14 protein-coding genes and 1 pseudogene are annotated in these 18,884 nt (G+C 73.1%); 9 read left to right on the top strand and 6 right to left on the bottom strand.

What is annotated here, in order from left to right; translation table 11 throughout:
- The first annotated feature begins 31 nt into the window (after window positions 1-31).
- Complete coding sequence (locus ACFVXH_RS16375; protein ID WP_387824051.1) at window positions 32-3,523, top strand: S8 family serine peptidase; 3,492 nt, start codon at window positions 32-34, stop codon at window positions 3,521-3,523.
- Between the two features lie 187 nt (window positions 3,524-3,710).
- Window positions 3,711-4,679 (top strand): alpha/beta fold hydrolase, encoded by a 969-nt coding sequence (locus ACFVXH_RS16380; protein ID WP_380739456.1) that lies wholly within the window; start codon window positions 3,711-3,713, stop codon window positions 4,677-4,679.
- 43 nt (window positions 4,680-4,722) lie between these two features.
- Here ACFVXH_RS16380 and ACFVXH_RS16385 read toward each other — a convergent pair whose 3' ends face one another.
- The 3 genes from ACFVXH_RS16385 to ACFVXH_RS16395 all read right to left on the bottom strand — a co-directional run bounded on the left by ACFVXH_RS16385 (window position 4,723) and on the right by ACFVXH_RS16395 (window position 7,921).
- The gene (locus ACFVXH_RS16385; protein WP_387824054.1) at window positions 4,723-6,180 is read right to left on the bottom strand and encodes a VWA domain-containing protein; all 1,458 of its coding nucleotides are present in this window, start codon (window positions 6,178-6,180) and stop codon (window positions 4,723-4,725) included.
- A complete protein-coding gene (locus tag ACFVXH_RS16390; RefSeq protein ID WP_380780564.1) occupies window positions 6,177-7,058 on the bottom strand; it encodes an AAA family ATPase in 882 nt (293 codons plus the stop codon). The genes ACFVXH_RS16385 and ACFVXH_RS16390 overlap by 4 nt, the downstream gene beginning before the upstream one ends.
- 194 nt (window positions 7,059-7,252) lie before the next feature.
- Entirely contained in the window at window positions 7,253-7,921 is a 669-nt protein-coding gene (locus tag ACFVXH_RS16395; protein ID WP_049650670.1) for a hypothetical protein, read from the bottom strand.
- Window positions 7,922-8,505: 584 nt separating this feature from the next.
- Here ACFVXH_RS16395 and ACFVXH_RS16400 point away from each other — a divergent pair.
- The 4 genes from ACFVXH_RS16400 (at window position 8,506) to ACFVXH_RS16415 (ending at window position 12,110) form a co-directional block, all read left to right on the top strand.
- Window positions 8,506-9,234, top strand: a complete 729-nt coding sequence (locus tag ACFVXH_RS16400; RefSeq protein WP_049650671.1) for a TetR/AcrR family transcriptional regulator — start codon at window positions 8,506-8,508, stop codon at window positions 9,232-9,234.
- A gap of 186 nt (window positions 9,235-9,420) precedes the next feature.
- Window positions 9,421-10,077, top strand: a complete 657-nt coding sequence (locus ACFVXH_RS16405; protein WP_049650672.1) for a DUF6230 family protein — start codon at window positions 9,421-9,423, stop codon at window positions 10,075-10,077.
- A gap of 2 nt (window positions 10,078-10,079) precedes the next feature.
- On the top strand, window positions 10,080-10,610 hold the full coding sequence (locus ACFVXH_RS16410) for a DUF6114 domain-containing protein (protein ID WP_241852985.1): 531 nt from the start codon (window positions 10,080-10,082) through the stop codon (window positions 10,608-10,610).
- Window positions 10,611-10,874: 264 nt separating this feature from the next.
- Entirely contained in the window at window positions 10,875-12,110 is a 1,236-nt protein-coding gene (locus tag ACFVXH_RS16415) for a globin domain-containing protein (RefSeq protein WP_387824060.1), read from the top strand.
- A 61-nt stretch (window positions 12,111-12,171) separates the two neighbouring features.
- Here the strand turns inward: ACFVXH_RS16415 and ACFVXH_RS16420 are convergent, their stop codons facing one another.
- A complete protein-coding gene (locus ACFVXH_RS16420; RefSeq protein WP_387824063.1) occupies window positions 12,172-13,575 on the bottom strand; it encodes a selenium-binding protein SBP56-related protein in 1,404 nt (467 codons plus the stop codon).
- 96 nt (window positions 13,576-13,671) lie between these two features.
- Here ACFVXH_RS16420 and ACFVXH_RS16425 point away from each other — a divergent pair, with 96 nt between their 5' ends.
- The 3 genes from ACFVXH_RS16425 (at window position 13,672) to ACFVXH_RS16435 (ending at window position 17,505) form a co-directional block, all read left to right on the top strand.
- Complete coding sequence (locus ACFVXH_RS16425) at window positions 13,672-15,513, top strand: NB-ARC domain-containing protein (protein WP_387824066.1); 1,842 nt, start codon at window positions 13,672-13,674, stop codon at window positions 15,511-15,513.
- Between the two features lie 109 nt (window positions 15,514-15,622).
- Entirely contained in the window at window positions 15,623-16,594 is a 972-nt protein-coding gene (locus ACFVXH_RS16430) for an alpha/beta hydrolase (RefSeq protein ID WP_074003694.1), read from the top strand.
- A 116-nt stretch (window positions 16,595-16,710) separates the two neighbouring features.
- Window positions 16,711-17,505, top strand: coding sequence for a spermidine synthase (locus tag ACFVXH_RS16435; protein ID WP_074003839.1), 795 nt, complete (start codon window positions 16,711-16,713; stop codon window positions 17,503-17,505).
- Window positions 17,506-17,578: 73 nt separating this feature from the next.
- Here the strand turns inward: ACFVXH_RS16435 and ACFVXH_RS16440 are convergent, their stop codons facing one another.
- Together ACFVXH_RS16440 and ACFVXH_RS16445 are read right to left on the bottom strand one after the other, a co-directional pair.
- The gene (locus ACFVXH_RS16440) at window positions 17,579-18,247 is read right to left on the bottom strand and encodes a class I SAM-dependent methyltransferase (RefSeq protein WP_387824069.1); all 669 of its coding nucleotides are present in this window, start codon (window positions 18,245-18,247) and stop codon (window positions 17,579-17,581) included.
- A 77-nt stretch (window positions 18,248-18,324) separates the two neighbouring features.
- Window positions 18,325-18,842 (bottom strand): annotated as a pseudogene (locus ACFVXH_RS16445) (hypothetical protein).
- Between the last annotated feature and the right edge of the window lie 42 nt (window positions 18,843-18,884).

Here is an 18,884-nt window from a genome sequence, read left to right on the forward strand (position 1 = left end):
CGTCAGCTGTCCATCTGACGAGAGGATTTATATGATCGGCTGGCGGAAAACCCAGCTAGCGGCCGCCGTCACGGTGACCGCCGCGTCCATGGTCCTGAGCCTCGGGACCATCGCGACCGCGGCCCCGGCCCCCGAACCGCAGAACGCCCAGGCGGCGTCCACGGACGGGTCCCCGGTGCCGGTGATCGTCATCATGAAGGACCAGATCGCGGACGCCCCGGCCGACCACGGCCACCTCGGCGCCCGGCAGCAGAAGACCGCCGACGCACAGGCGCCGCTGCTGAACAAGGTCAAGGCCGGCGGCGGCACCGATATCAAGAGTTTCGTGGTCGGCAACGCCTTCTCGGCCACGGTCAGCCCCGCCCTGCGGGCCCAGCTCCAGGCCGACCCGGCCGTCTCCTCCGTGGTGGCGGACGCCCAGGTCCAGGTCGCCCCGCCGGCCGCCGCCAAGGCGAAGGCGGCCAAGGACACCGCCGCCGCCAAGGCGCCCAAGGCCGACGCCGCTCCGCAGGCCGTTTCGGGCAGTAACGGCCAGGGGGCGGAGGAGAACGCGACCAACACGGTCTGCCCCGCCGACCCGGCCAAGCCGCTGCTGGAGCCCGAGGGCCTCTACTCGACCCGGGCCGTCACCGGCAACGGCAAGCCCGGCGTGGAGGACCTCGCCACCGGCAAGGGCGTCAAGGTCGCCTACATCGCGGACGGCCTCGACCCGAACAACCCGGACTTCATCCGGGCCGACGGCTCGCACGCCGTGGTCGACTACCAGGACTTCGCGGGCGACGGCTGGGACGCGCCGACCGGCGCGGCCGAGGCCTTCGGCGACGCCTCGGCGGTCATCGCCCAGGGCCGCCAGGTCTACGACGTCTCCAAGTTCGTCAACTCCTCGCACCCGCTGCCGGCCGGCTGCAACATCCGCATCCGCGGCCTCGCCCCGGACGCCGACCTGGTCGCGCTGAAGGCCGGCGGCGAGATGATGTCCAACTCGTCGATCCTCCAGTCGATCGACTACGCGGTGCGGGTCGCCCACGTGGACGTGCTGAACGAGTCCTTCGGCGGCAACGTCACCCCGGACAGCGGCGCGCACGACACCATCTCGCTCTTCAACGAGCAGGCCGTCAAGGCCGGTGTCACCGTCGCGGTCTCCACCGGTGACGCCGGCCTCAGCGGCACGATCGGCACCCCGGCCACCGACCCGTCCGTGATCGCGGTCGGCGCCTCGACGGACAACCAGAACTACCAGCAGACCGGTTACGCGGCCTCCCAGTTCTCCAACAAGACCTGGAGCAACAGCCGCATCTCCGCGCTCTCCTCGGGCGGCTTCACCCAGGCCGGCCGGACCGTCGACCTGGTCGCGCCGGGCGAGTCGGACTGGGCGCTGTGCACGCCCGACACCAGCAAGTACACGGACTGCACGGGCTACAACGGGCAGCCCTCGCCGATCCAGCCGTTCGGCGGCACCAGCCAGTCGGCCCCGTTCGTCACCGGCGCCGCGGCCCTGGTCATCCAGGCCTACCGCGACACCCACGGCGGCGACTCGCCCGCCCCGGCGCTGGTGAAGAAGTTCCTCACCGGCACCGCCACCGACCTCGGCGTGCCGGCCGAGGAGCAGGGCGCCGGCCTGCTGAACGTCCGCGCCGCCGTCGAGGCCGCCCGCGGCTACGACGACGGGGACGGCACCGACGGTGCGAAGACCGTCGTGGTCAACACCGGCCAGGTCGACATCGCCGGCGCCCCCGGCTCGACCCACACCGCCGACGTGTCCGTCACCAACACCAGTGACAGCACCCAGACGGTGAGCGCCACGACGCGCGGCTTCGCGCCGCAGTCGAGCAACCGGCAGACCGTCCAGCTGGACCCGTCCTCGAAGGACACCTTCAAGTACGCGACCAACGGCGCGGACTGGGTGCAGAAGCAGGTCAAGTTCACCGTCCCGGCCGGCGCCGACCGCCTCGCGGCCTCGATCGCCTGGCAGGGCGCGCCCAACCCGGTCACCAACGGGCCGGTGGTCCGGATGACGCTGCTCGACCCCTCGGGCCGCTTCGAGACCAACACCCGTCCGCAGGGCGGCGCCACCCCGGCCAACTTCGGCCTGGTGGACGTCCCGCACCCGGTGGCCGGCGAGTGGACCGCCGTCCTCTACACCCCGGCCGGCCAGGCCGGCTACAACGGCGCCGTCGAGCTCGGCACCGCCACCCAGCGCGCGGTGCCGGCCGGCACCGTGAGCCCCGGCACGACCGACCTGAAGCCGGGCCAGACCAAGACCCTCAAGGTCCAGCTCACCACCCCGGCCACCAGCGGCGACTCCAGCGAGGCCGTCCTGGTCTCCGGTTCCAACGGCAACACCACCAGCGTCCCGGTCGTGCTGCGCAGCCTCGTCCCGGTCAACCAGGGCAAGGGCACCTTCACCGGCACCATCACCGGTGGCAACGGCCGCAGCGCCTCGCCGACGCAGAGCTTCTCGTACGCCTTCGACGTCCCGAAGGGCCAGAAGGACCTGCGGGTCGGACTGACCGTCGGCAAGGACCCGAAGCTGCTCATGCAGGGCGCGCTGATCAGCCCGAACGGCACCCCGGTCGACATCGAGGGCAACGGGCAGTTCGACGCCCAGGGCAACCTGGCGGGCACCGGCAACGGCGTCTCGGCCACCGCCGTCAACCCGGCCGCCGGCCGCTGGCGGTTCGTCCTGAACGTGCTCGGCCCGGTCAGCGGCCAGGAGCTCGCCCAGGACTTCACCGGCACCATCGCGTTCAACCAGAACCAGGCCACCGCGGCCGGTCTGCCGAACGACGTCCGCACCAGGCTGGCGGCCGGCAAGCCGGTCACCGTCCAGGTGAACTACACCAACAACACCGTCGCGACCCAGCGGATCGCGGCCGACGGCCGGCTGGACCGCCGGGTGGACGTGCCGCTGGTGCCGCAGGGCACCTCGGCGACCGTCACCCTGCCGCTGAGCCTCAGCTCCGCGGTGCCGTCCTTCCTGGTGCCGCCGGGCACCGACCGGCTCAAGGCCGTGGCGGCGTCCTCGACGCCGGCGCAGATCGAGCTGAGCGCCACCACCGGCTCGCCGGACCTGTTCGGCGACCTGAAGAAGGCCCAGGACGGCTCCACCGTCTCGGTCGTCACCGACAACGGCACCGCCGAGCAGCCGGTCGTCCCCGGCACCTGGAGCACCTTCGTCCAGCAGATCGGCCCGTTCGGCACCGGCGGCGCGCCGGCCGGCACCTCCACCATCACGGCCACCGCGCACACCCAGGCCTTCGACCCGGCGCTGACCTCCAGCACCGGTGACCCGTACGCCGCCTCGGTGAACGCCTCGGCCGCGGCCGCCACCCCGGTGACCGTCGCCCCCGGTGCCACCGGCACGCTCCAGGTGACGCTGACCCCGACCGGCCCGAAGGGCAGCACCGTCAAGGGCGTGCTGTACCTGGTGTCCGGCCCGACCGGCGTGGCCACCGCCAACAACGCCCTGAACACCACCGGTTCGGTGCTCGCGGCGATCCCGTACAGCTACACCGTGAACTGACGCAACGTCAGCCAACGTCAGGCCGAGGCCGTCCCGGAGTTCCGGGGCGGCCTCGGCCGCGTTCGGTCACCGGGTTTCCGGCCTCGGTCGCGTTCGGTCACCGGGATTCCCGGGGCGGCCGACTGGGCAGGGTCGGGAGTGAACGGATGTTGTCACCGGATGTTGTCACCGGATGGGGAGTTGCGAGTTGAACGACGCGATCAAGCACGGCGAGGTCGTGGTGAACGGCGTACGGCTGCACTACGCGGAGCAGGGCGAGGGGCCGCTGGTCCTGCTGCTGCACGGCTTCCCGGAGAGCTGGTACTCCTGGCGCCACCAGTTCGCGCCGCTCGCCGAGGCCGGCTACCGGGTCGTCGCGCCGGACCAGCGCGGGTACGCCCGCAGCGAGCAGCCCGAGCGGATCGACGCCTACACCCTGCTGCACCTGGTCGGCGACGTGACGGCGCTGATCGCCGCGCTCGGCGAGGAGAAGGCCGTCGTGGTCGGGCACGACTGGGGCGCGCCGGTGGCCTGGGCCGCCGCGGCGCTGCGGCCGGACCTGGTGCGCGGAGTGGCCGGGCTGAGCGTGCCGCCGCTGCCGGCCGGGCCCGGCACCCTGTCCGCGGCCCGGGAGAACTTCGGCGAGGGCTTCTACCAGATCTACTTCCAGGAGCCGGGCCGCGCCGACGCCGAGCTGGCGGCCGACGTCAAGTCCAGCCTGCGCCGCATCCTCTGCGGCATCCAGCCCGACGGCGAGCCGCGACCGTGGATCGTCCCCGAGGGAAAGAAGCTGCTGGACACCGTCCCGGAGCCGGAGAGCCTGCCGGACTGGCTCACCGACGAGGATCTCGACGTGTTCGCCGCCGACTACGCCCGGCACGGCGAGAACGCCTTCACCGGGGGCCTCAACTGGTACCGCAACATCGACCGGAACAGCGAGCTGATGACGGCGTTCGTCGGCCAGCGGATCGACGTGCCCGCGCTGTTCGTGGTCGGCGAGCGGGACCTGGTGAACGCGATGATCGCCCCGGAGGCGGTCCAGTACCTGCTGACGCACCTGACGCCCCGGCTGCACCGGCACGTCCGGCTGCCGGACACCGGCCACTGGACGCAGCAGGAGCGCCCGGCCGAGGTCACCGAGGCTCTGCTGGACTTCCTGGCGCACCTGGACAAGTAGCCGGCGGGAGCACCGGGCGCGGCCTCGGGGGCCGCGCCCGGTGTCAGACCGGCAGGAGGCGGGCGATCAGCTCGCCGAGGCGGCGGGCGTTGCGGCAGGAGTGCATCTCCACCACGCCCGCGTAGACGAGGGCGGCGGAGTCGCCGGTCGGCCAGAGCGAGGGCTGTTCGGGGTTGAGCCAGAACACCCGGCGGGCCCGGGCGGCGATCCGGCGCAGCGCGTCCGGGTTGGGGTCGCGGTGGTTGTTCCTGGCGTCGCCGAGGACCAGGACGCAGGTGCGCGGGCCGACGGCGTCCAGGTGCCGCTCGGCGAACTCCCCGAGTGCGGAGCCGTAGTCGCTGTTGCCGTGGTAGCCCGTGACCTCGGCCTCGGCGAGGATCCGGGCGGCCAGGCGTGCCGGGTCGTCGCCGCCGCGCAGCAGGCCGGTCACCTCGGCGGTGCGGTTGACGAAGGCGAACACCCGGACCTTGCTGAACTGTTCGCCCATCGCCTGCACCAGCAGCATGGTGAAGTCGGCGAAGCCCGCCACCGAGCCGGAGACGTCGCACAGCAGCACCAGCTCCGGGCGGGCCGGGCGGCGCCGCCGGTACGCGGGGCGCAGCGGCACCCCACCGGTGCCCAGCGAGCGGCGCAGGGTGCGGCGCAGGTCGATCTCGCCGCGGGCGGCGCGGCGGCGCCGGGCGGCCAGCCGGGTGGCCAGTTTGCGGGCCAACGGGTGGACGGTGCGGCGCAGTTCGGCGAGCTGGTCGCGGCCGGCGTAGAGGAATTCGACCCGGTCGGCGGTGGGGGCGACGGCGCGTTCGGCGATCCGCTCGGGGCCGCGCAGCTCGGCGACCCGGCGGCGGGCCTCGCCGGCGGCCATGGCGCGGAAGTCCCGGATGCGGCGGCGGATCTCGTCGGCGAGTACCCGGTCGGAGAGGTCCTGGTCGGCGGGGCCCCGGTCGCCGGGCCGTTCGCGCAGGGCGGCCAGGACGCGGGCGAGCAGCGTCTCGGGGGCGAGCCGGCCGAGCGCCTGCTGGGCGGACCAGCCGCCGGAGCCGGGGGAGCCCCCGCTGCCGGGGGAGCCTCCGGTGCCGTACCGGCCGAAGGCCTCGATCAGCTCGCCGGCCAGCCGGGCCTGGGCGGCGCGGTCGTCGGCGGCCAGCGCGGCGGCGAGGCGCTCGCGCAGCTGCTCGCGCAGCGGGTCGGGGCGGCCGAAGCGCGGCGGTTCGGGGTCGTCGGGGACGGGCGGCGGGTCGGCCCGGACGGCCTCCGGGGTGCCGACACCGAGCGGGAAGAACAGGTCGAAGGCGGCGTCGTAGACGGTCCGTTGGGCCTCCGAGCGGAGCAGGGCGGCGGCCAGGCCGGCCCGCATCTGCTCGCGGTCGGCGAAGCCGAGGACGTCCAGGACGGCGGCGGCGTCCACCGTCTCGGCCGGGCCGATCCGCAGGCCGTGCCCGCGCAGGGCGCGGACCAGGCCGGTGAGGCGGGCGGCGGTGTCGGCCTCCCGGGGCGTCGTCATGCGAGGGTGAGCTTCTGGGCGGCCTTGCGGACGTCGTCCTGGTGCTTGAGGATCACGCCGAGGGTGTCCCGGACGACCGTCTCGTCCAGGGTGCCGGCGCCGAGCGCCAGCAGGGTGCGGGCCCAGTCGATGGTCTCGGCGACGGACGGGGCCTTGCGCAGCTCCATCGCGCGCAGCGCGCCGACCACCCGGACCAGCGACTCGGCCAGCGTCTCGTCCAGTCCGGGCACCTTGAGCCGGACGATGCGGCGCTCCAACTCGGCCTCGGGGTAGTCGAGGTGGAGGAAGAGGCAGCGGCGGCGCAGCGCCTCGGAGAGCTCGCGGGTGGCGTTCGAGGTGAGCAGCACGAAGGGGCGGCGCTCGGCGGTGATGGTGCCCAGCTCGGGGACGGTGACCTGGAAGTCGCTGAGCACCTCCAGCAGCAGCGCCTCCACCTCGACGTCGGCCTTGTCCATCTCGTCGATCAGCAGCACGGTCGGCTCCTCGCCGCGGATCGCGGTGAGCAGCGGGCGGGCGAGCAGGAACTCCTCGCCGAAGATGTCGGTGCGGGCCTCCTGCCAGCCCTCGTCGCGGCCGGCGGTGATCCGCAGCAGCTGCTTGGCGTGGTTCCACTCGTAGAGCGCGCGGGCCTCGTCGATGCCCTCGTAGCACTGGAGCCGGACCAGCCGGGCGCGGCCGATCGCCGCCACCGCCTTGGCGAGTTCGGTCTTGCCGACCCCGGCCGGGCCCTCGACCAGCAGCGGCTTGCCGAGCCGGTCGGCGAGGAAGACGGTGGTGGCCACGGAGGTGGAGGCCAGGTAGCCGGTGGCGGCCAACTGCTCGGCGGCGTCCGCCACCGAGGTGAAGAAGCCCGTGCCGTGCCCGCCGTTGTCGCTCATCCGTCTGCCCCGTTCCGGTTCGCCGTCTCCGTGCGGCGCCACCCTACCGGCCGGTCACTTCGCTGTCTCGGGGGCGGGCGTCCGGGGTCGGGGGCGGGCGTTCCGGTTCGGGGACGGGTCCGGTGCAGCGGCGTACGGCCCGGTGAGGGTGCCGTACGCCGCCGTCGTCAGGACGGGCCGCGGGGGCCCCGGCGTCAGTTGACGAAGAGCGCCGGGCTGCCGGCGACGGAGCTGTCGAGGACCGGGCCGTAGGTGGCGCTGAAGTAGCCCGTCGAGAAGCACAGGCTCGGCCCGGACACCAGGGCGAACGGCTGGCCGGCGAAGCCGATGGTGTTGCCGGTGTTCGAGGTGGTGCCGTTGATCCCGGTGCTGTTCTGGTAGTTGCAGCTGATGCTGCCCAGGATGGTGTTGAGCACCACGGTGGTGCCCATCACGCCGGCCGCGCCGGGGGTGAGCTTGACCGGGTTGCCAGGGGCGTCGCTGACCGTGTTGGTGAACGGCAGGCTGGTGACCGTGACGCTCTTGACGCCGGTGACACCGATGACGTTGGAGGTGCAGGAGCCGAAGGTCTGGGTGTCGAGCCGCTCGACGGCGCTGCCCGGCGCGGCCGGGTTGGCGGTGACGGTCGCCGAGAAGGAGGAGGCGGCACACTTGACGCCGGTCGACCCGGTGGCGCTGTTGTTGAAGTTCGCGGTGGTACCGGAGACCAGGTTGGCGGTCAGCACGTCGCCGACGGCGACGTCCGGGCCGCTCGGACTTCCGGTGGTCAGGACCGCGCCGGCGGCCTGGGCGGGGGTCACGGCCGCGCCGGTGAGGGCGAGTGCGGCCAGGGCGGCGGTGGCGAGGGTGCGGCTGATGCGCATGAGGGTACCTCTCTCCGTCCGGTGGACGGGGGTGGGGGAAACCCGGCGTGCGGGTGTGGTGGTGTGCACGACGGGGGAGGGGCATGGCGGGTGCCGGAGGCTTCGCACCGGAGACGTCGTACCGTTCCCCGGGTCGCTCTCCGGGCCGCGCTCCGGTCTTCACACCGGATGCCTCGGCCCATGCCGAGGGCGGGCGGGCCCGGCGCCACGGGCCCGTCCGTGCGGTACGGCGGTGCGGACGTACGCGAGGGTGGGCGTACGGCGGTGCGGTGGAACTGCGGTGGTACGGCGGTGCGGTGGAGCTGCGGTGCGGCCTTGCGTGTGGCCTTGCGTACGGACGGCGGCGTGGAACACCGCGGCACCGCGCCGTTCGGTCGGGGACGTGCGGTGCCGTCGGGGCCCTCGACGACTGCCACCGTCGCGGTCCCGTCCCCGCCGTGGTCCCGTGGCCCGGGCTTTCGCCCCGGTCCGCGGAGCCCCCGGAGGTCCGGCCGGTGGGCGCCTGCTGGCCCGCCGGTTGGAAACCTGTCAGTGTTGTAAACCCGGTGTTCCATCAATGTCAATACAGGACACAGGAGTTGGTGATGGATCGGAAACACCTCCGCGGAGCCGACGTGGTCCTGCTGCCGGGTGCCCGGACCGGCCGCGATCCGGCCCGCTCGATCAAGCCGGGCCCGCGCCGGCTGCCCGCCGGCGTGGTCGCCGCGACCCAGCGCGATCGACTCCTGGACGGGCTGGTGCGGACCGTCGCCGAGCGCGGCTACCAGCACGCGACGATCAGCGACATCTGCCGCGCGGCGGGCGTGACCAGGCCGGTCTTCTACGAGCTGTTCAACGGCAAGGAGGACGCCTTCCTGGCCGCGCACCGGCACGGCACCGGCGTGGTGATCCGGCGGATGGCGGCGGCCTTCGCGGCCGAATCCGACTGGTGCCGGGGCATCCGGAAGGCGCTCGGCGTGATGCTGCAACTGCTGGCGGGGACACCGGCGTTCGCCACGATGGCGGTGATCGAGATCGAGGCGGTCGGTCCGGCCGGCCGCCGGGAGCGGGCCCAACTGCTGACCAGGTTCCGCTCGTTCTTCGCCGAGGTGCCCCAACTTCCGGGCGGGGTCGGGTCGAAGGAGATGGTGGACGCCGTGGTCGGCGGCGTCTACAGCGCGATCTACCGGCGGATCGACTCCGGCCGGACCGAACAACTACTGGAGCTCCTGCCGCTGTTGAGCCTGTTCTGCCTGTCGCCCTTCCTCGGCCCGGCGGAAGCGGCCGAGCGGCTGGGGGTGCGGGACTGGCCGAAGCGGGTCGCGGATTGGTGAAGATCCTTCGTGCACCTGTATTGACCCGGCCAATACCGGGCAGTAGCTTCCCAGTTACCTACCGGCGCCGACCGGTCCGCCCCGCTGCCGAGGGGCGGACAGCCCGGTCGGGCCGGGGAACGCTGTCCGCGCCAGGACAACGTGCCAAGTGCCTGCACACCCATTCCACCCACAGGGAGCACACACATGGCCATGTCCGAGGACGCCGCCACGGCGGCCGAGACCCCGCAGACGCCGAGCGGACCGAGAAGAGGACGGGTCCGGCTGAAGCGCAGCGCCCTGATGGCCGTACCGGCCATCGCGGCCGGTGGCGTCCTGATGGCGCTCACCGCCCAGGGCGTGCTCGCCGCCCAGTTCTCCATCTCCGGCATGCCGTTCACCATCACCGCCGACAAGCTGGACGGCGAGGGCTTCGCCCAGTTCGGCTCGCTGGACTCGATGATCCCCGACAGCCCCAACGCGGGCTCCACCGGCGGCCAGGTGCTGGTCGCGGTGTCGGCGATCAAGAAGGCCGAGATCACCAACCTGTGCCAGAGCGTCGACCTCGGCGGCATCAACCTGGTGATCCACGCGGGCGACGGCGGCACCCCCGTCACCGCCTCCGACCTCACCACCGACTCCGACATGCTGTCCGGCGACGCGGAGTTCAAGAACATCGAGATCGGCGGCGACGCCAGCACGTACACCAAGGCCGGCCCGGTCGGGAAGGGCAACCCCGGCGTGTTCGGCCAGCAGGCCGACCACGTCACGCTGACCCACCTGAACCAGCACAACTACGCGAGCACCGCCGTCGGGTTCAAACTGCCGAACCTGCGGCTGAGCTTCAGCTCCACGGGCTGCTGAGCATGGCGGAGTCCGTACCGGAGCCGGCCGGCACCGGCGAGGGCACCGCGGCACGGGCCGAGGGGGTGGCCGCCGAGGGGACGGCGGCCGCGCCCGCCCAGGCCGTGGCGGCCCCCGTCGCCGAGCCCGCCGCACGCCCGGTCACACGCGACTGGCGGGGCCGGCGACCGTTCTGGGGCGGGCTGCTGGTGACACTCGGCGGCGCCGAGGTCCTGTTCACCCTGAAGGCCCCGCTGCCCGTCATCCTGCACATCGGGATGCAGGGGCTGGCCGGGTACCTGGTGCCCGCGGTGATGCTGCTGTGCGGCCTGCTGATCCTGTTCAATCCGGCGCAGCGGCTGTTCTACTCCATCCTCGCCGTGCTGGCCTCGCTGGCCAGCTGGGTCACCTCCAACCTGGGCGGCTTCGTGATCGGGATGCTGCTCGGGGTGGTCGGTGCCTGTCTCACCTTCGGGTGGCTGCCCGACCAGCCGCTGCGCCAGGGCCGGCAGCGGCGGCTGGAGCGCCGTGAGGCGCGCCGGGCAGGGGTCTGACGACGGCGGTGCCCCGGGTCCTGGTGGTAGGAGAGCACCGGGGCGCGGGGCACCCTTCCGTCCTGCCCGCCCGTTCCGGGGGTGCGTGCGCGCGATGGGGCCCGTGCGCGGTGGGGGTGCGTGCGCGCGGTGGCCGAAAAGCGTCCCGGTCCGGACGTACCACCGCAAGGGGTCGTTGGTCCCGGGTCTCTCCGGGGCGATCGGCCCTTCTCGTGTCCGGCGGCCCGGCAGTTCACTGGGCGGGACATGGACAACAGCAGCAGCATGAGCACTGGCACCGCCACCGCCACCGCCGAGTACGACCGCCTGATCGCCCGCCATCACGCGATGCGCCTGCGACGCCAACTCCTCGCCCCCTCCACCTCGGCCGGCGGCGACCTCGGGTGCAACGCGTACGGGGAGGAGGGCGGCTACGACGGCGCCGCGGACCAGCACGTCATCCGGCGCGACCTCGACCTGATCTCCCCGCTCGCGGACCTGATCGACCACCTCTACGCGGTGATGTTCAGCCACCGCCCATACCTGCGACCGCTCTTCCCCGCCTCGATGGAGTTCCAGCAGCTCCACCTGGAACGGATCTTCCACCACCTGATCGACCACCTCGACCGCCCGGTCGAACTGGAGCAGACGCTCCGCCAACTCGGCCGCGACCACCGGAAACTGGGCGTCCGGCCGGTGCACTACGAGGCCTTCGAGGAGGCCCTGTGCGCGGCCGTCCGGCACCGGGCCGGCGAGCGCTGGACGGAGGAGCTGGAGGGCGCCTGGGTGCGGATGCTGCGCTTCGCCGTCGGCGCGATGGTGGCCGGCGCCGACTCCGCGCTCACCGAACCACCGTACTGGCACGCCGTGGTGACCGGCCACGAGCGCCGCCGCCCCGACCTCGCCGTGCTGCGGGTGCGCACCGGCGAACCGTACCCGTACCGGGCCGGGCAGTACGGCACCGTCGAACACCCGGCGCTGCCGCACACCTGGCGGCAGTACTCGATGGGCTGCGCCCCGCGCGCCGACAACGAGCTGGAGTTCCACGTCCGCCGCACCGCCCCCGGCGGGGTCAGCGCCGCCCTGGTCGAGCACACGGGCATCGGCGACCGGCTGCGCCTCGGTCCGCCGCGCGGCAGCCTGCTGCCCGACAGCGACGCCCGCGACCTGCTGCTGGTCGCGGGCGGCACCGGCCTCGCCCCGATGAAGGCGATCATCGAGCAGCAGACCGCCCACCGGCCGACCGGCCGCCGGGTCCACCTGTTCGTCGGCGCCCGGGACCGCCGGGACCTTTACGACTGGCAGTCGCTGTCCGAACTCGGCCTGCACAAGCCGTGGTTGACCGTCACCCCGGTCACCGTCGGCGAACTCGCCGACGCCGTCGCGACGGCCGGGGACTGGCGCGAGCACCTGGCCTGCGTCACCGGGCCGGCCGGCATGGTCGGCTCCGTCCGCACCCGGCTGACGGCGGCGGGGCTGCCGTCGGCGCAGGTGCGGTTCGACCAGGCGCTGTTCCGGTGACGCCCGCCTGACCGGTGACGCCTGCCCGTCCGGTCGGGTCGGCTCAGCTGGTGAGGACCGCTCAGCGGAAGCAGTAGGAGTCGGAGGAGGCGTCGCCGCCCGCCAGGTGGGTCTGGTGGACGCGCAGGCCCCGGAAGTCGGCGCCGTGCGGGAAGAAGCGCTCGTCGACGCTCAGCCCGCCGGCCTCCGGGTCGGCGTCCAGCTTGACCATCCAGGGCTCGATGCCGTCCGGGTAGAACTGGTCGTCCCAGGCGCCGTAGAGCGAGTTGGTGAGGTAGACCCGCCGGCCGTCCCGGCTGATCTCCACCATCTGCGGCGCCCCGCTCAGCGGACGGCCGGGCTCGGCCGGGTGCGGAGTGCGGGCGGTGATCCCGCCGAGCCGCACCGAGCCGGCCAGCCGGGGGTGGAACGGGTCCGAGACGTCGTACTGGAACAGCTCGCCGGTGCCCCAGGCCGACACGTACAGCCAGCGGTCGTCCACCGACAGGTTGATGTCGGTGACCAGCGGCGGCACCGCGCCGAACGGCCGCAGCGCGGGCGGCAGGTCCTCGGCCGCGGCCGGCTCGGCGGGGATCTCGATCACCTTGCGCGCGGTGAACGCCGGCCCGTCCCGGTACCAGAGCCAGACCGAGGAGGACAGGTCCTCGACGTTGGTGACCACCCCGGCGAACCCCCACTCCGCCTGCGGGTCGTGCGCCGGGCGCAGCTCCAGCACCATCTGGTACTGGTCGCCGAGGTCCACCCGCTGGAGGTGGCGGCCGGAGTCCAGCTCCCAGAAGTGCAGCGCGTGGCCGTACTTGCGCCCGAGCAGGAGCTCCGGCACCACCCCGCCCTCGACCATCGACGGGGTGCCCCACTCGCTGGTGATGCCCACGTTGGTGCCCAGGTGCCACCAGACGTCGTAGGCGAAGTGCTGCGGCCCGCGCTCGGTCTCCCAGGCGCGCAGCACCTCGAAGGTGGTGTGGTCGAGCAGCGCCACCCCGCCCGGGCCGTCGTCGCCCTCGGCGCCGCCCAGGCAGGACAGGAAGACGCCGTCGGGGCCGCAGTGCAGGGTGTGCGGGCGCGAGTAGCCCGCCTTGGCGGCGAGCTCCTTCGCCTCCACCGTCTTGACCAGCCGGGGGCGGACCGGGTCGGGGTAGGTGTCCATGACGTGCAGCCGGGAGGAGCGCAGCCCCGGCAGCAGCAGGTAGCGCCGCTCCGGGTTCTCGTGGCAGGCGTGGGCGAGGGCGCTGGAGCAGGCGTTCCAGCCGAAGTGGTGCAACTCGTCGCCGAGCGTGGGGAGTTCGGCGAAGTTCAGGACCTTCCCGTAGCTCGCCGAGTCCGGATCGGTGTCGACGCTCAGCAACGCGTCCGGCCGCCGCCCCGACCGGTCGAACCCGGCCACGTACGCCAGCCTCTCCGGCGGGGCGGCGATCGCCTCGGCGGCCGAACGGTAGAGCGACGGATCGGTGTGCCCGTGCTGCATGCAAACTCCCCAACTCGCCTGGTCTGTCCCGGAAGCGTTCCACAGAACCACCGGCGCACAGCAGGCGCACGAGGGGCGGGCGGCTACGCTCACGGGGTGCACAACAGCATTCGCGGGGGGACCTTCCACGCCCCGGTCGTCCAGGCGGACACGGCGCACGTCACGGTCACCGCGCGCCCGCCCACGATCGCGGGGCTGCCGCCGGTCACCTCCGCCTTCACCGGACGCGACCAGGACCTCGCCGAACTCCGCGCCCTGCTGGCCCCGGACGGCCCGTCGACGGTGACGGTCACCGGCCTCGGCGGCATCGGCAAGACCACCCTCGCGCTCGCCGCCGGCCACGCGCTGCTCGGCGAGGGCCACTACTCCGCCGCCCTCTTCGTCGACCTCCGAGGCTACGACGAGACCCCGGTCGAGGCCGGACAGGCCCTCGACACCCTGCTCCGGGCCCTCGGCGTCCCCGCCGAACACATCCCGCCGGAGCAGGAGAGCCGCGCCACCCTCTACCGCGCCCGACTGGAGCAGCACGGCGGCGGCGTGCTGGTCATCGCCGACAACGCCTCCGCCGCCGACCAGGTCCGCCCCCTCCAGCCACCGCCCGCCACCCGCCACCGCCTCCTGGTCACCTCCCGCGAAACCCTCCCCGGCCTCGGCGCCCGCCTCCACCGCCTCGGCGTCCTCGACGCCGAGGCGGCCGTCGCCCTCCTCGACACCGCCGTCCGGGCCGCCCGACCAGCGGACGGGCGCGTCGCCATCGACGCGGAGGGCGGCCGGCGCACCGCGAGACTCTGCGGCCACCTCCCTCTGGCACTGAGGCTCGCCGCCGCCCAACTGATCCTCGACCAGCACCTCGGGGCGGCCGAACTCGCCGACGACCTGGCCGGGGGGACGGGCCGCCTCGACCTCCTGCACGACGGCGAGACCGGCATCCGCCTCACCCTGGACCGCTCCTACCGTCGCCTCACCCCCGCGCAGGCCGAGCTCTTCCGGTTCCTCCCGGTCTGCGTCGGAAGCGACGTCTCGACCGAAGCCGGGGCGGCGCTCATCGGAAGGACGGTCCGCGAGACCCGGCCCCTGTTCGCCCAACTGGTCGGCGCCGCACTGATCGAGCAGAGCCCGTCGAAGGGCCGGTGGTACCTGCACGACCTGGTCCGGCTCTACGCCCTGGAACAGCTGGGGAAGGACCCGGAGCTGGGGGCGCGCGGGCTGAGCCGGTTGACGGAGTACTACGTGACGACCGCCCACGCCGCCAATCGGCGGGCCGCGTCATCGCCCGGGCGCTCGGACGCCGGCCCATTCCCGGAACGGGCCGCCGCACTGGCCTGGCTGGACCGCGAGCGCGCCAACATGGTGGCCATGATCCTGGGGCTGGCGGAGGTCGGAATCCACCGAGGGGTCGCGCGCCTCTCGCCCGTGGTGGTGCCGGGGCTGATCCACGGCGGCAGGGCCGATCTGGCGATCGCCGTCACGGAGGCGGCACTGAGGGCGGCCGACTCCATGGGGACCAGCGACGTCGAAGCGGAGGTCTGGAACAACCACGGGATCTCGCTCGGCCTCGCGAGCCGTTGCGAGGAGGCGGTGGAAGCCCATCGACGTGCCCTCGCCGTCGCGCGCAGCCGTCGTGACCGGGAGGGTGAGACGATCGCGCTGCTCAACCTCGGCGAGCGGCTGAGGGTCATGGGCCGCCTCGATGAAGCACTCGAGTTCCTCGAACGCGCCTGTGTGCTCTGCGAGGAGTGCGACGACCGGTTCTGCCAGGCCATGGCCTGGGAGAGCACGGGATCGGCTCTCCGGGCACTGGACCGGAACGACGAGGCGGCCCGGGCGCAGGGGCAGGCCCGCGGGATCTTCCGGGCCCTCGGGGTGGAGCGGGCGGACGCCAGGTGGCTGCGGGCCCCCGACACCACCCGGGCCGCCGCAGTGTGGATCCACGCATGACGGCCCACCGCCGAGCGGCCCGCGGCTACCGGCCGGTATGGTCGGGGATGGAACAGGCGGTCACCTGCCGGTACAGGCAGACAGAGCAGAGGACGGGTGCGGCAAGCAGATGGAGTTCCGTGAAGACATCCTGGGTGCCCCCTACGAGGCCGCCGAGCTGACGCTGCGGCCGGACGACGAGGGGCCGGTGTGCGCGACCCTCGTCCGGCGGCCGGTGCCCGGGGCGGAGCGCGCCGTGCTCTACATCCACGGGTACAACGACTACTTCTTCCAGACCAACCTCGCCGACCACTACGCCGCGCTCGGCTTCTCCTTCTACGCCCTCGACCTGCGCAAGTACGGCCGCTCCCTGCGCCCGCACCAGTCGCCGAACTTCGTCCGCGACCTCGCCGAGTACGACGAGGAGATCGACGAGGCGGTCCGGATCATCCGCGAGGTCGACGGGCACCGGCAGCTGCTGCTGAACGGGCACTCCACCGGCGGGCTGATCGGCGCGCTGTGGGCCGCCCGGCGCGCCGGGCGCGGCCTGGTGGACGGGCTGTTCCTCAACTCGCCGTTCCTGTCGATGCCGGCCGGGCCCGCCGTCCGCACCCTCGGCGGCCCCGCCGTCACGGCGCTCGGGCGGCTGGCGCCGACCCGCGTCCTGCCGTCCGCGCTCAACCCGCACTACACCCACAGCCTGCACAAGGACCACCAGGGCGAGTGGGACTTCGACCTCACCCTCAAGCGCCCCGAGAGCTTCCCGCTGTACGCGGGCTGGCTGTCCGCGATCCACCAGGGCCACCGGCGGCTGCACCGGGGACTGGGCATCGACGTGCCGGTGCTGCTGATGGCCTCGACCCGCTCCATCTCCACCACCAAGTGGCACAGCGCGCTGCACCACGCCGACGCCGTGCTGCGCGCCGACGACATCGCCGCGCAGGGGCCGCGGCTGGGCCGGCACGTCACCATCGTGCGGATCAAGGGCGGGATGCACGACCTGGTGCTCTCCGGGGAGGCCGCGCGCACCGAGGTGTTCGCCGAGCTGGACCACTGGCTCGCCGCGTACCTCGACGTCGAGCCCGTCGGAGAGCACGCGTGACCTCCGAGCACGATTCGCGGGACGAGCGGGACGAGCGGGACGAGCGGGACGAGCGGGACGAGCGGGACGAGCCGGTGCCGGTCGGGCGGCGGACCGACCTGGGCTTCGCCAAGCTCATGCCCGACCTCGACCGGGACGGCGGCTGGCTGCTCACCCTGGACGGCACCCCGCAGTCCTACGTCGACCTCGCCGACCCCACCCACCTGGAGTTCGAGTACACCCGGCGCCTCGGCCACCTCGCCGACGCCCTCGCCCCCGCCGGGCAGTCATTGGACGCGCTGCACCTCGGCGGCGGCGCGCTCACCCTGCCCCGCTACCTGGCCGCCACCCGGCCCGGCTCGCGGCAGCGGGTGGTGGAGGTCGACGGGCCGCTGCTGGAACTGGTCGCCGAACACCTGCCCTGGCAGGGCCCCGGCGCGGACATCACCGCGACCGTCGGCGACGCCCGGGCGGCCCTCGCCGAGACCCCGGCCGGCTCGCAGGACCTGGTGATCGCCGACGTCTTCCACGGCTCGCGGACCCCGGCGCACCTCACCTCGGTGGAGTTCCTGCGCCTGGCGGCCGCCGCGCTGCGCCCCGGCGGCTGCTACGCGGCGAACCTGGCGGACGGCCCGCCGCTGGCCTTCGCCAAGGCGCAGGCGGCGACGGTGCGCGCGGTGTTCCCGTACGTCTGCCTGGTGGCGGAGGCACCGGTGCTGCGCGGCCGCCGGTACGGCAACATCCTGCTGGCCGGCTCGACCGCGCCGCTACCGGTGGCCGAGCTGACCCGGCTGCTCGCGGGCGACATCTTCCCGGCCCGGCTCACCGACGGGGACGACCTGGCCGCCCTGGTCGGCCGGACCGCCCCGGTCACCGACGCCGAGGCCACCGACTCCCCGCCCCCGCCCGACGGCGCCTTCAGCATCGGCTGAGCCTCCCTCTGTCGGGGCGCATCGTCCCCGGCCCATGCGGCCACGTGCAGACGGCTCCGTTCGTAGGTGGTCGTCAGACGGCAGGGGTCTTGCCCGTAACGATCAGAGTTCCGATGTGCCCCTCGGCCGGGGCGTCGAGAACCGTCGCGTCAGCCGACTCGAATCCGCTCTGCCGAAGCAGATTGACCCACCTGCGGGACGTGTAGGAGTAGCGGTACGTGTACAGCGCCCTCCCGGCGAACCCCCCTTTGTACATGCCCTGTGGGCCGTAGGCGCCGGGGATGGCGGGGGGCTGCGAGAAGGCCAGGATGCCGCCGGGGTTCAGGCGGGAGGCGATGAGAGGAAGCAGCTTCAGGGGGTCCGTGAACCAGACCGCTCCGAACACCGAGTAGACGGCGTCCCACGTTTCGTCGGTGCCGCTCAGGTAGTCCAGGACCTCGGCGCAGTGGATCCGGACGCCGGAAAGCCCCCAGCGCGCCGAGACCTTGTCGACCATGACGGGCGAGAGGTCCACGCCGGTGGCCTTCACACCTTGCTCGGCCAGCGTGGCGAGTGCGCGGCCCGTGCCGCATCCGATCTCCAGTGCACTGGTAGGTGACCCGAGCAGTTCGGGGCCGGGCCCGTGGTCGGTGTACTGGGTCCAGCGGAAGACCGGCCCGGCGTCGAAGACGTCGTCCTTGATGCCGGCCGCGTAGGTGTCCCAGAGTTCGCGCTCGGATTCGATGTTGTGCTGTGCGGGCAACGGACGTCCCTTGCTGAAGAGTTGGCAGGCGGGTGCCCCTGCCCCAAGATACGAGGCAGGGGCACCCTGGTGTCCGGTCAGTGGCTGTGGGGGACCTTGTCGTCGCACGGGGAGCAGTTCGCCTCGTCGATCGCCCACAGCTCCTCGTCGGCGTCGAACCCGTTGCCGCGCAGGAACTCGGCGGTACGGACCACGGTGCCGTCGCTACGTCGCTACGTCGCTGGATCAGCGGGGCGTGGTGCTTGTACCGGCCGGCGTTGTACGCCTCGCAGACGGCGAAGTACACCGGCGTGTACAGAAGGAGCTGGTGCACCCCGATGTCCACGATCTTGCCGACGCCCAGGTGCACCTGCGGGTGTTCCATGGCGGTGATCGTGTACGCGATGGCGTTGTCGAGGATGCGCTCGGCCATGTTGCGGATCATGGTGTTGTCGCGGAGCAGGAGCGCGATCTCGCGGTCGTAAAGGTCGCCGGTGTTGCCGGGTCCCTCGAACACGTTGTACGTCAGCTCCTTGACGTACGGCCGGACCGCGATGAGGAGCGCGCGGGGATCGCGCAACTCGGTGTCCGCGGGCGCTTCCAGCGCAACGGTCATGGTTCGTTCCTCTCTTCTCGGTGGCGCACTGACTTGCGTGAT

Source organism: Kitasatospora sp. NPDC058184, assembly GCF_042883725.1.
Lineage (GTDB): Bacteria > Actinomycetota > Actinomycetes > Streptomycetales > Streptomycetaceae > Kitasatospora.